The organism is Paenibacillus sp. FSL F4-0243 (assembly GCF_037963295.1).
Taxonomy (GTDB): domain Bacteria; phylum Bacillota; class Bacilli; order Paenibacillales; family Paenibacillaceae; genus Paenibacillus_AQ.
Map to the genome: position 1 here is coordinate 4,909,193 of NZ_CP150151.1, position 13,306 is coordinate 4,922,498.

Sequence of the window (13,306 nt, forward strand, 5' to 3'; positions counted from 1 at the left end):
TTGTTAATCATTCTTTTGAGTAGGCGGCACCCTTGTATTGTCTCTAGTTTTGTTGAAAGACGGCCTTGTCTTCGAGCTTAAGACTGGCTTGCGCACTAGAATTTCGCTCATTGCCTTTGCATTAAAAGGTATGAACGGCCACATATAAGAGGAGTTATAGGACCGATGGGTAGTTAGGAAAATAGTCAGTAGCGTCGTGCCAATCATAAATCCAGGCACCTGGAATGCCGCTACGGCTAGTAATAATACAAGCCTGACTATTCGATTCGCAAGACCCAGCTCATAACTCGGGGTCGCAAACATGCCTATGGAAGCTACAGCCATATATAGAACAACCTCGTTTACAAAAAGGCCGCTCTTCACCGCTATATCGCCAATCAATATCGCTGCAATCAGACCCATCGCTGAGCCTAAAGGGGTTGGAGTGTGTACTGCGGCCATCCGCAGTAAATCAACCCCAAGCTCCACAATAAGAAACTGGGCGAGTATTGGAATTCTGGCGGTCTTTTGAGGTCCAATGAAGTCCAGCATAGCCGGCTTTAGTTCAGGATGAATGACAAGCAACATCCATAGCGGCAGCAGGAACATGGACGCAAATATACCGATGAAACGGACCCACCGTAAGTACGTTCCCATAAAAGGAGTCTGACGATTCTCCTCTGCATGTTGACAAAGATCAAAAAAGGTAGTCGGAAGAACAATAACAATTGGTGAGGTATCTACAAATATTATTACCCGTCCCTCCAATAAATTGGAAGCTACGACGTCAGGGCGTTCAGAATAACGCACCATAGGATATGGATTCCATCCACCGCCGATAATCGCCTCCTCTAATTGTTTATCTGCCAGAGGAATACCATCAATATCAATGCTTTTGATTTTGTCGATAACAGACTTGACCTGTGTTTTATCAACGATATCATCAATGTAAGCCACGCATACATCTGTTTGTGTCCGTCGCCCAACCCGAAATAGCTCATATTTTAACCCTGGATCTCGAACCCGTCTTCTGACAAGCGAGATATTGCTCAGTAAAGTCTCTGTAAAACCGTCGCGCGCACCGCGCACCACCCGATCAATCGAAGGCTCGGCTGGACTGCGACTAGGGTAAGAACGAGTATCCATGATGATAACTTTGTTCTCACCTTCGACGAATAGCACGCTCAAGCCTTCTAGTACCTTCTCGATACTTTCGCTTAAAGAATTCCCCTCTTCCACCTGGATGTGAGGGACATATTCATTCATAAAGCTAGACAGCACACCCGTAGACAGATTCTCAGAGGTGAGATAGGTCAGACGTTTTAGAATATCATCGGTCACATCTGTGTTGGTAAATCCACTTAAACAGAGTAGAGCTGTCTTATGTCCGCCAAAGGACATCTGTCTGAACGTTACATCAAAGCTTGTGCCCAGTCCCATTACCTCAGTAAGTGTTTGTTTCGTATCTTGCAGGGACATTGGGATTTCATCATTACCTTGCCAGTAAATGACGGATTCTTTTAACGAGTTGGAGTGCTCGTGATCCCGTTTCTTTTGTAGCTTGCCGCTCCCCTTTTGATTGCTGTCTTGTGACTCTTGTTGCGCTTGCTTCTTAGATAGTTTGGACTTTGGCGTCACTTTGGCTTGAGATTCTTCCCCGGACTCTGTTGCGGACCCTGATCCGCCTGCTTGTTGGGTATTCTGATCTTGTACCTCATCTTCGGATTCCGAGTCTGAATCTAAGCCGAATAACCTGGCAAAAAATCCTTTACCAGGCTCATTCTGCTCCTGATTCCCGAGCTCATCTGACGCCTCTGCATCCTGCTGCCCGGAATCGGGCTGAGCTGATGCTTCAGCGCTTTGCTCTTCTGCCCCTAGCTCCGCAGCTGCTTCTGTATCCTGTTGCCCGGAATCCGGCTGAGCTGATGCTTCAGCGCTTTGCTCTTCTGCCCCTAGCTCCGCAGCTGCTTCTGTATCCTGTTGCCCGGAATCGGGCTGTGCTGACGCTTCGGTACTCTGCTCTTCTGCCCCCAGCTCCGCAGCTGCTTCTGCATCCTGCTGCCCTGAATCCGGCTGAGCTGATGCTTCAGCGCTTTGCTCTTCTGCCCCTAGCTCCGCAGCTGCTTGTGCATCCTGCTGTTCTTGACTCGGATCAGCTGCAGTAGTATTTTCCGCCGGATCTGCGTCTTCACTGGTCATAGAAGCTCCGTTAACCTCGGTATGATCATCAACTAGATCCTCTGCGGTATTCTTCATTGCTGCGGCAGCCGCAGCGTTTTCTTCCTGATGATCCTCTTCTGGCACAGAATCACCGCTGTGAATAAATTTGCTCATTCCATAACCCCCGTTTACTGTCGGTATACAAACCAGTCGAACAAAGAACCCGCGACCTTCCCGCTTACCATCGCCATTAACAGGCCGAACAGATAATGTGTCATGTTCAAGCGTTTAGCGAGTATCGGCAGCACATTTAATACCTCGGTCAATGCTGCAGCAAGCATCCCGACAAAAATCCCGTCAAAAAGTCCTATACCAAGTTCAACTAAAGGACCTGAGGATATTTTCCAATTCCAAAAATCACTTACGGTTCCTAGCAATGATCCAGCTACCATCGCACCCTCGTACCAATGTACTTTATCGTAAGAAGAAGTTAATTGAGCCAGACGGGGCACCATGTCGAGAACCACAAATAAAGCGATCACACCACCACCTACTGCGATCCCCCCTGCAATACCCAGCAGCAAATTCAACCCTAGTGTTATAGGTGCCGTCATCTTCCGTCCTCCACGTTCTCTGGTTGATTTTCTCCACGGCGCCTCATTTTGCTATACTCCTCATTGATGACGTATTGGTCGATATTTTTCTGATACAGGTACATTTCCACTTCTAGCGGTGTAGGCTCTTCATTCCACTTTTTCTTAAATAAATGGTTGAAAAAAATGACCATCCCAAAGCCGATTCCCAGCGAATACGCAATCTGAAATACAACCGGATGCTCATCCCGATGACCGGTTATCATCTCCACGATTCGGATTTGAACCTCCTGCATGTTTACATCTGCATGGAAATTCATGATGGTCAGCGCAGACCCAAAGAACAGCAGCAGCCACACTAAGACAAACATCGCTACTGAAGGCTTCCGCCTCTCCACTGGACCTTCAATCTGAACAATCGTTCTCCCTTCGCCGATCGGCTCAATGTCCGCTTCCGGCAAAAGCTCATAAATGCGGGGAATAACCATCAGAAGATCAATCAAAATTAGATTGCCGTCACTTTGCTCTGGCTTCATTAGCAGAATAGATTCCAGCGACTCTTTCAGCTCTGGCTCCGCGATCAAAAATGCAATATCACCCAATGTGACACCTTTACCTTTGGGCACCGTCACCCGGTTCTTAAGCTGTATATAGATGGCGGGAGCAGAATGTTGTTTCATCCGCATTCCTCCTAAAGGTTGTGGTCAAGTAGCTCCGGTGCAAGATAACGGTAGTATGGGAGTAAAGCCTTATTTTTACTCTTGAAGCTCTGAATCAATTTCCAAAGATGCTGAAATGTTGAATTTTTATTGGTATCGGGAATGCTTACCCCACCTTACAATCTTGTTATAAAAGAGAAAGGGAGGAGTTTTATGTAAACGGATACAACCATCGCTAAACTAAGGGCGCCTGTTGTTAAAATCCTAATCCGGAGGTTATGATCATGAACAAACAGAACTCAAAAACAACGTTCAAATTGTTCGTTTGCCTGTCTCTCGTGTTTAGTATGTGTTTCAACTTTGGGAATAACAAACCAGCGGAAGCTGCTACGACTTTTGCAAAAGGGGCTGATGTAGGCTGGCTATCGGAGATGGAGTACTATAATTGGTCTTTTTACAATGATAACGGTGTGAAACAAGACCTACTGCAAATTCTCAAAGATCACGGAATGAACTCCATTAGACTACGGGTCTGGGTTAACCCTTCCATTAATTTCTCTAACAAAGCCGATGTTGTGAAACAGGCCGTTCGGGCCAAGAACATGGGTTTCCGAATCATGATTGACTTTCATTACAGTGATACATGGGCAGATCCCGGCAATCAGAAGAAACCTGCTGCCTGGACCAGCAAGAACTTTACAGCTCTAAAGACAGCGGTATATGACCACACGTATGATGTTATGAATACACTCAAAGCTAGCGGTGTTACGCCGGAATGGGTACAGGTAGGGAACGAGACGAATAATGGAATGCTTTGGGAGGATGGAAAGGCTTCTGTAAGTATGAGCAATTTTGCTGCGTTGATCAATTCAGGATATAGTGCAGTAAAAGCGGTCAGTAGTAGTTCAAAAGTCATCGTCCACCTCTCTAACGGCTACGACAATTCCTTATTCCGCTGGATGTTTGACGGTCTGAAGTCTAACGGTGCCAACTATGATGTGATCGGCATGTCACTCTATCCTACTACAAGCAACTGGTCTACACTGAATGCTCAGACATTAACGAATATGAATGATATGGTTGCCCGGTATGGTAAAGAAGTGATCATTTCTGAGGTCGGGATGGACGTTAGTGCTCCAACAACGGCTAAAGCTTTTCTTACCGACATCATTAGCAAAACAAAATCGGTAAGTGGCGGCAAAGGGCTTGGCGTGTTCTATTGGGAGCCGGAGAGTTATGGTACATGGTACGCTTACACAAAAGGTGCCTTTGATTCTTCTGGTAAGCCTACGGTGGCTTTAGATGCCTTTTTGAATTAAAAAAGAAGACAGCCACGGTGCTTAACCATTGGCTGTCTTCTTTTCTAATAATCTTTAGAAATGGAGCGAATCCAGTTTCTTACCTTCAAAATCAAACAGAGCTAAATTGGACCACCCATTCTCATGCCCAACAGACCATTCCTTTTGCGAAGGAATCCAAGCAGGCTCCCAGTAATAAAAGCCGATTCCTTTTCCGTTAGGTGTATTCTCAATTACGTTTATGAAATCCTTCATATACTTAGCTTGACCTTCTACTGTGGCTGGATAACCTTCATGGAGCTGGGCTTCCTCATTTACAATTACTGGAAATCCTTCAGGTGCATTCAGTGTCCATGGATAGGCTGTTTCCACCACAATGATATCCTTGTTATAACGCAGCGCTAATTCGTTCAGGTTAAGCTGCAAGTCTTCCAAAGTACCATGCCACCAAGAGTAGAATGATAATCCGATAACATCATAATTTACACCATGTTCTAAGAAACGATCAAAAAAGTTACGGCTCGCCGGATGATCAGCACCCCGGTCAATATGGATCATGATGGACAAGTCAGAATCGACGGATTTCGCACCCGCTATACCTGCTTTAACTAGCGTAGTGAACTGCTCCCACTGCTCCGGAGTATCACAATCTCCATCCACCTTGCCTTCTCCCCATAACATGCCTGGCGTAATTTCATTACCGATCTGCACCATATCGGGCAGTGTGCCTTGGGACTGTAAAGCTTTAAGGGTCTCGCGTGTATAATCATACACGGCGGATGTCAAACCACTGAAGTCAAGTGCCTCCCAAGCTTTTGGCTTCCATTGGTTAGCTGGATCCGCCCATTTATCTGAATAATGAAAATCCAGTAGAAAATCCAGCCCTGCTTCTTTGATCCGCTTTGCCATAACCAGCGTCCGTTCCAAATTGCAAAAGACGCCTGGAGGGTCATTCCAAATCCGCAGCCGTATGGCATTTACTCCATTGTCCTTAAGGATGTGGAGTAAATCCTCACCTTCCTCAGCGTTCCGAACAGAGCGACTATGGAATTTTCCTCCACCCTGCTCTATTTCATCCAAAAACGAGATGTCCATTCCATTAATAAATGTCGTTATCATCATCCCTACTCCTTTACAGAACCAAGTGTCATTCCTTTAACAAAATACTTCTGCAAAAATGGATATACGATTAGAATAGGAGCAGCCCCGATAAAGATTTGCGCGGCTCTAACCGTTGTCTGCGAGATTAATTCCATCTCCTTCGGATTAATGCTCATGGAGCTCATATCCCGTTGAATGATAACGGTCTGCAGAAAGGTCGCCAGCGGAAACTGCTTGGAATTGTTCAAGTACAATAGTCCATCGAACCAGGAGTTCCAGTGGAACACCATACTAAACAGTGCAATCGTCGCAATCGATGGTAATGAAATCGGTAAGTAAATGCTGAACAAGGTACGGAAATGTCCTGCGCCGTCAATTAGCGAAGCTTCCTCCAAATCTTTAGGAATACCGCGGAAGAAGTTCAGCATCAGAATTACCAAGAATGTATTCACCGCACCTGGCAGAACGAGTACCCAGAAGGAATCCATTAAGCCAATCTTTTGAATAACAATATAGAATGGAATCAGACCACCATTAAACACCATGCTGAACACGAACAACCAGGAATAAACATTCCGGCCTTTGAAGGCTGAGTTTTCCTTAGATAGCGGATAAGCTGCCAGAAAAGTAATCAGAAGCGTAAGTCCGGTTCCGAGTACAGTTCTTTGTACAGATACCCATATGGAGTGTAGGAATATCGGATTATTCATTGTCTTTTTATAAGCTTCCAGAGAGAACTGCTTTGGCCACAAGCCCACCAGATTGGCATCAGCCGCAGACTTGGCACTGAAAGATACAGCTAATACGTGAATCAGAGGAACAATACACATGAGTGCGAGTATGATCAGAAAACAAGTATTGAATATGTTGAAAATACGATAACCTCTAGTTTTGTAATACATAGGTCTCCCTCTTCCATTGGTAGTTTAGAAAATGCGATATCCTGCCCATTTTTTAGCCAGACTGTATGATACAAGGATTAGGACCATACTAATGGCTGACTTGAACAGTCCGATTGCTGTACCAAAGCCCATCTCACCATTCAGAATAGCTGTCCGGTATACGAAGGTGTCGATAATATCGCCTTTCTGATAGACCAGCGGATTGTAGAGGTTAAAGATCTGGTCAAACCCTGCATTCAATACATTTCCGAGAGCCAGAGTACCTACCACAACAACCATTGGCAGTAGAGAAGGCATTGTGATAAAACGTGTCTGTTTCCAGCGGGTTGCACCATCTATTTCAGCAGCTTCATATAATGAAGGGTTAATTCCTGCTAGAGCAGCCAGGAAGACGATCGTGTTATAACCAAATTCCTTCCATACATCCGTGAGAATGACGGTGAACCTGAACCAGTTATTATCTCCTAAGAAAAAGATGGGTTTAATCCCCATACTCCCGAGGATCTGATTGACGAAGCCATCTGTAGCAAGCAAATCTAGCAAGATCCCGCCAAGGATGACCCAAGACAAGAAGTGAGGTAAATAAACCAATGTCTGAATTGTACGCTGTATATAAACCTTGCGAATCTCATTCAAAAGAATGGCGAAAACAAATGGCACAGCCAGATTGAAGATCATCTTCAGAACGGCAATAATCAATGTGTTCCAAATGACCTGCATGCTGTCATTACGTTCAAATAGATAGCGGAAATTATCTAATCCAACCCACGCTGATCCCGAAATTTTTAGCCATGGCTTATAATCCTGAAACGCCATCACAATTCCGCCCATCGGGATAAAGCTGAAGATGATCAGGAATATCATCGCCGGCAGCAACATTAAGTGAAATGGCCATGTTTTTTTAAGTGTTCTCATCCTTGGTCCCCCATATCGTGTCAAGTTCTTCTGTAACCATACTCAAATTATAGCAACGACAGGATTCCCCAAATAGCGAGCAAAACCAATATATATGGTACAAAACCAATCTCTTTACCGTATAGAAACAGAAGCAAATTTATACGAATTCGGATAACCGCTAACTCAAAAGGAGACCGTTCCCACAGCTAAATAAACAGCTGAGGAAACAGTCCCTAATTGTGCTACTTATACCCTTAACAGAGCATTATTTTACGCTGTCATACCATTCATTTACTTCTTTAGTGATTTGGTCACCGCCGCCTGATTTCCAGGTCGCTACGAAGGTATCGAAAGCTTCTAGTGGCTTGTTGCCATAGATGATCTCATTAAACGTTTGGTTCTCAATTTTGTTCAGATAATCCATCTTCGATTTCATAGTTTCAGTAGTAGGACCGGTGAACATATTTTTGAAGGATTTATCTTCTTGTGCCAGCAGAACCTTTGCAGCTGCAGGGGTATCCTTACCATAGTTCACAGCTACATCCTTCTCCAAACGAGTGGTTGGTTCAGCACCATCTGCAAGATTAAGAAGGGCTTTCATTTGGGCATCCGGAATCCGGGCACCGTCACGAACCAGCATATAACGAACGCTGTTCACATAACCACCAGCAATTTTATCATTTTCAATCATCTTACCGTTTGCATCTAGTTCATAGTCATATCCTGCGAAGAGGCCATTATCCAGCTCGCTACCAGGCTTAGGATCAGCGAAGTTATCGAACAGATAGTTTTGATAGGTGAAGAATGCCTCTGGATTTTTCATCTTAGTGCTAATCAGAGTTACACCGTTGGTGAACTGTGTTCCATGACGCATAACTTTACCATCTGGTCCCGCTGGAATTTCAATTGGAGCCCATACAGCATCCGGAGCATTCTTCACAGTATCTTGAAGCGGCCAACCGCTCATCCAGTAAGGTCCTGGGAGAATACCTGCTGTACCCGCCACTGCCGGCTCAGCTGTTTTGTTCTCATCCCAAAGCGCTGCTTCTTGAGGAATGTAACCTTTTGCGAGCCATTCCTTCATTTTTTCCAGCCCTTGCTTCATACCTGCATTTACAGAGCCGTATTCCAATTTACCATCAGCATCAAGATTCCATTGCTGCGGAAGCGTTCCATAAGCACCGAAGATCCAGGAAGGATCGCCCATCCAAGTGTTCATCGATGTCTTAAAGCCGATACTAAGCGGAGTTACCTTGTCTGGTGCCAAGCCATCAGGGTTCTGATTCTTGAATGCATCCATAACTTTTTCTAGCTCATCTATCGTTTTAGGTGCTTGCATATTTAGCTTGTCCAGCCAATCTTGGCGGATCCAAAGAATGTAATCATGGTTGTACGCGTAATCGAGAACAGGCAGACCCATTCTTTTGCCATCACGGCTGTATTGGTTCCATACGTTCGGATCCTGTGCCATGGCTTCTTTCCAAGTAGCTGAAGCGTATTTATCAAACAGTGTTCCCACTTCAGCATACATACCGGAATCGATCAAATCCTGAGCAATCGTGCTATCACCCGTACCGATCGTTACAACATCGGGCATTTCCTGACCAGATGACATCGACAGGCGCAGTTTGGTTCCAAAAGCACCATTCGTATCTGTAATGGACCAAAGTGATTTAATATTGATGCCGAACTTTTCTTTTGTCCACTTCGTAGCTACGTTATTCTCAATGCTTTCCCCGTTCTTGAATTTAAGCTCAGGGTCAACACCCCATACCGTTGTAATGGTTACCTCAGGATCATATTTATCCTTGTAGGCGTTTTCAGAATTAGATGTTGTATTGGTAGTCGTATCACCGGCTGTATTCTTTCCATCAGCAGCATTATTGCCCGAACAACCTGCGAGACTACCTACCAAAAGCATACTCATACACAGGAGCGGCAGCCATCTCTTTCTCTTCATCGCGCTCATTTTGTTCCCCCTTAGATTCCTTAAGTGTTGGTTATGACTTAATTATAGGGAACGAAGATGATGTCGAATACGTCATTTAAACAAGGTTTCTGCACCTTTCTCAACCTCTCTATCCGTCACGAAACTCATTTGGTGTCATATTGTAATGCTTCTTGAACATTTTGCTGAAATATTGCGGATTCTGATATCCAAGTTCGGTCGTGATTTCATAGATTTTTTTATTCGTATTCTTAAGTAGATAAAGTGCACGTTCCATCCGCATGCGGATAATATAGTCTCCGAGCCCTTCTCCTGTCTCTGCCTTATATATTTTAGATAAGTACACAGGGTGCAGATACACATGATCCGCTATCGTCTTGACCGACAGATCATGCCCAGAATGGTTTCCTACCAGCTCATGTACCTGCTTTATAATGTAACTTTTCGTGTTCTGATCACTTTCTGAGAGTTCCTTCTGCAGCTTGTTTAACATATCAAAAGCCCAGTCCTTCAGCTTGTCAAAAGAAACAATAATGCTCTGTGTCAGCATCGGATCGAACGCATATTGATCGATTTGCGAGATGAACTGCCCCCCTTTGTGGGCAATGTACATGAATGCATTAGTAATGGACAGAAAGACTTCATACAGATGCTCACTTGAAAAGCGTGCATTCTCCATATCTCGGAACACATCAGCTATCTTCTGACGGGCTGTATCCCATTGCTTAGATTCCAGCAAATGAATGAGCGTTGGCGGACGATAAAGACTTTCGAGTGATTTGATGCTCATCATCTCCTGAAGATGACGATCCCCCAGATAAAGTACCGAGCCTGTTTCATTATGTGTTGTCAAATACATTGAACTTAAGCCACTTCGATAGGCAGCCGTCATCCCTTCGGGAAAAGCAAACCACTCCGTTACGATAAGCGATATCTCACCCTTCAGATAGTTACTCACACTAATTCTGAAGTTAGCAATCGCTGACTTAAGGATCTGTTGTCTCGCAGCATCGTAATTATTCGACTTCTCTAACTCTCGCTGGATGACTGGCTTCAGTTCCACAAGCAAAATTAAACAATCATGGGGTGCTTTGCAAAACCAGACATGGAATTGCTCCTTAAAGAGCTCCTCGGCAATATTGCCGATGGCATATTCCATTAGGGAAACCGAATGATGATCCATTGCGGCGTAATGTTTACCCAACTGAATCAATAACATCGCCGCTTCAACATCTGATTCGAAAGAGATTTCATATTCCTTAAGCTTTAATGCAAGTGTCCGCTCAGAGAGCACTCTTCCAAGTAGTAATTCATGCATCAAGTTGGCCCGCAAAACACTGTAATCGGCTTTGCGATTATAGAGTAGCAAATGATATTTATCATGTGCTTCCCATTCGTCTTTTAGAGACTCAATCGCTCCGGAGATACTATTGATAAATTCCTCATCACTTACTGGCTTCAAAATATAATCAAAAGCCTGTAGCTGAATCGCCTTCTTAGCGTACTGAAAATCAGAAAAACCTGTCAGCAGAATCGACCGGATATCCGGCCATCTCTCGCTCACCGTTTCAATTAATTGCAAACCGGACATTCCAGGCATCGAAATATCAGTAACCATGATATCTATGTCCTGCTGTTCCAATATTTCCAGAGCCTCGGCACCCGATGCCGCCTGATGCACTTGCTTTACGCCAATCTCGTCCCACGGAATCGTGCGGGCCAGACTTTCTGTTACATAAGGCTCATCATCGACTAACAATATCTCTATCATCATATTCCCTCCTAGATGTCATCCATATTATTGTCAGTTAGCGGTAACAACCACTGAAGTTTAACCTGCAATCCTCCGAGTGATGATGGTGCAATCGTCAATCCTGCATCCTCACCAAAACGCAGCCGCATTCTCTGATGCACATTCCAAAGCCCGCAGCCCATTTCTTCATCCATCGCTTTGCCTAGCTTATTTTCCAATACGATAATTTCCTCCGGGGTCATGCCTTTTCCGTCATCCTCAACCGTTAATGTCATAACTCTTCCGTTGCATGTGCCCGTAATTCGCACCAGCCCCTCTTTAGAGACAGGTTCAATCCCATGGATAACCGCATTTTCGACCAAAGGCTGAAGAACCAACGGAGGAAGATCTCTTTTCCGCATTTGCGGCGGGATATGAACTTCATATTGAAGTCTGCTCATCCTCATTTTTTGGATCTCCAGATAGTGAGTCACAAATTCCGTTTCTTCAGATAAAGCGACAAGATCGCGTTCTTGGCGGGTCGTATATCTGTAATACCGGGATAAATTATGCGACATACCGACAACAGCACCCATATTATCGAGCTTCGCCATACTCGTAATAAATGAGAAGCAATTATAGAAGAAATGCGGATTAATCTGGGATTGAAGCTGCTTTAATCTAGCTTCTCGAACATGGATCTTTTCCATTAACACATTCTCAATCAGCTTCTGAATCTGTTCCACCATGCTATTAAACCTTCCGGACAGAAAGCTGAACTCATTCTTACCTTTGATCTCCACCCGCGCAGAGTAGTCTCCTTGCTTCAACCTCTGGAAGCCTCCTACCAATAATCTAACGGGCACCTGCACCTGAACATACAGTAGATAGGCTACGAGACAGCTCATTAATAACAATGCACCAATAGCAAAATAAAATAAGCGATTGGAGGTTTGGATCGGATGCAGTATTTCTGACAGCGGCATATAGTCGATCAAATACCAGCCCATTTTATCCGAATAGACTATGTTTACACTGTAGGACTCACCATTAATGTTCACGGTACGATTTTCACTTTGCTTCAGCTGCTCTTGCTCCAGCCTTTTTACCAATTCATTAGCTAGTAGCTTGTCAGCACTACGGTTAAAGATAAGTCCAGTGCCCTGTTTATAATAAAAAGGATCTCTCCTGCCATCACTTTTGAATTTATCCAGCATATCTTCAATGTTTCGGCTGTCAAACTCCACTTTCATAATCGTATTGGCCTTTTCAGGAGTGAACTCTGACATGAAGGGGGTAAAAGAAAACCAAGAGAACACAAAATGGTCGCCATCTTGCTCAATGATCTTTTCTACATGCCAGCCTGACTTTACTTCCCGCTTCAAATCCTCATCCGAATACGGTATAGCATCATTCTCTGACACCATTCGGTGGATGGACGGTGAATATAGATACAACTTACTCTTCCAGTTGGAGGAGCTTTCCTGAATACTGATTTTGGTCTGGATCCGCTTAATCGTGTTTATCGCATCCAGGTTCAAATGTGTTCCCTTCAAATAAGTATCCTTTAAGCTCAAAATATCAGGATCATGAATGAGCAGGATCGGCCAGGAGGACAACAGCTCCATATTGCTCTCTACTTGATTCTGAAAAAAACTGAGCTGATTGCTGTTCGAAGTATTTAACTCCGTACGTAGCACATCCGTGGTCGTCTTATTGGAATAGAAATAGAGGATCGTAATAGGAATCAGCATGATGACCATGATACTTACGATTTTGGTAAATAAATTATATCTATACACTTACCTTCACACTCCGACTCAAATGTCATAGCCTCTATTGTACAAATAATCTTCATTAACGCATAGATAATTTCTCCCTGCAAAATGAGGTAGACAGGTGATAGCTTGTTCAAGCACTGTTATCGTCCTCTCTATTGTAAAGGCTTAAATTATTACGCTATATGCTACGTACGAAACATTTCTGCAGTTTTTGCAGTCTAATGTATTGTAGAGACATACAAAAAGGGATGATCCG

General features: G+C 44.2%; 10 protein-coding genes. 1 reads left to right on the forward strand and 9 read right to left on the reverse strand.

Annotation, left to right across the window (positions count from 1 at the left end; translation table 11 throughout):
• Positions 1–3: 3 nt before the first annotated feature.
• From NSS87_RS21955 to NSS87_RS21965, 3 genes are all read right to left on the reverse strand, one after another.
• Entirely contained in the window at positions 4–1,617 is a 1,614-nt protein-coding gene (locus NSS87_RS21955; RefSeq protein ID WP_339248633.1) for a spore germination protein, read from the reverse strand.
• A 710-nt stretch (positions 1,618–2,327) separates the two neighbouring features.
• Positions 2,328–2,753 carry a stage V sporulation protein AB gene (locus NSS87_RS21960; RefSeq protein WP_339242777.1) on the reverse strand — a complete coding sequence of 142 codons (426 nt, stop codon included), beginning with the start codon at positions 2,751–2,753 and terminating at the stop codon, positions 2,328–2,330.
• Complete coding sequence (locus tag NSS87_RS21965; protein ID WP_042190298.1) at positions 2,750–3,412, reverse strand: stage V sporulation protein AA; 663 nt, start codon at positions 3,410–3,412, stop codon at positions 2,750–2,752. The genes NSS87_RS21960 and NSS87_RS21965 overlap by 4 nt, the downstream gene beginning before the upstream one ends.
• Before the next feature lie 263 nt (positions 3,413–3,675).
• On the opposite strand from NSS87_RS21965, the gene NSS87_RS21970 reads away from it, so the two are divergent.
• Positions 3,676–4,710 (forward strand): glycosyl hydrolase 53 family protein, encoded by a 1,035-nt coding sequence (locus tag NSS87_RS21970; protein ID WP_042190300.1) that lies wholly within the window; start codon positions 3,676–3,678, stop codon positions 4,708–4,710.
• A 54-nt stretch (positions 4,711–4,764) separates the two neighbouring features.
• Here NSS87_RS21970 and NSS87_RS21975 read toward each other — a convergent pair whose 3' ends face one another.
• The 6 genes from NSS87_RS21975 to NSS87_RS22000 all read right to left on the reverse strand — a co-directional run bounded on the left by NSS87_RS21975 (position 4,765) and on the right by NSS87_RS22000 (position 13,071).
• Complete coding sequence (locus tag NSS87_RS21975; RefSeq protein ID WP_339242780.1) at positions 4,765–5,811, reverse strand: arabinogalactan endo-1,4-beta-galactosidase; 1,047 nt, start codon at positions 5,809–5,811, stop codon at positions 4,765–4,767.
• A gap of 2 nt (positions 5,812–5,813) precedes the next feature.
• Positions 5,814–6,692: a carbohydrate ABC transporter permease gene (locus NSS87_RS21980; RefSeq protein ID WP_042190304.1), complete on the reverse strand. Its 879-nt coding sequence runs from the start codon at positions 6,690–6,692 to the stop codon at positions 5,814–5,816.
• Between the two features lie 24 nt (positions 6,693–6,716).
• Complete coding sequence (locus tag NSS87_RS21985; RefSeq protein WP_042129685.1) at positions 6,717–7,607, reverse strand: ABC transporter permease subunit; 891 nt, start codon at positions 7,605–7,607, stop codon at positions 6,717–6,719.
• A 247-nt stretch (positions 7,608–7,854) separates the two neighbouring features.
• Entirely contained in the window at positions 7,855–9,558 is a 1,704-nt protein-coding gene (locus tag NSS87_RS21990) for a sugar ABC transporter (RefSeq protein WP_339242784.1), read from the reverse strand.
• A gap of 109 nt (positions 9,559–9,667) precedes the next feature.
• Positions 9,668–11,308, reverse strand: coding sequence for a response regulator (locus NSS87_RS21995; protein WP_042190308.1), 1,641 nt, complete (start codon positions 11,306–11,308; stop codon positions 9,668–9,670).
• 11 nt (positions 11,309–11,319) lie between these two features.
• The gene (locus tag NSS87_RS22000) at positions 11,320–13,071 is read right to left on the reverse strand and encodes a histidine kinase (protein ID WP_042190311.1); all 1,752 of its coding nucleotides are present in this window, start codon (positions 13,069–13,071) and stop codon (positions 11,320–11,322) included.
• Positions 13,072–13,306: the final 235 nt, after the last annotated feature.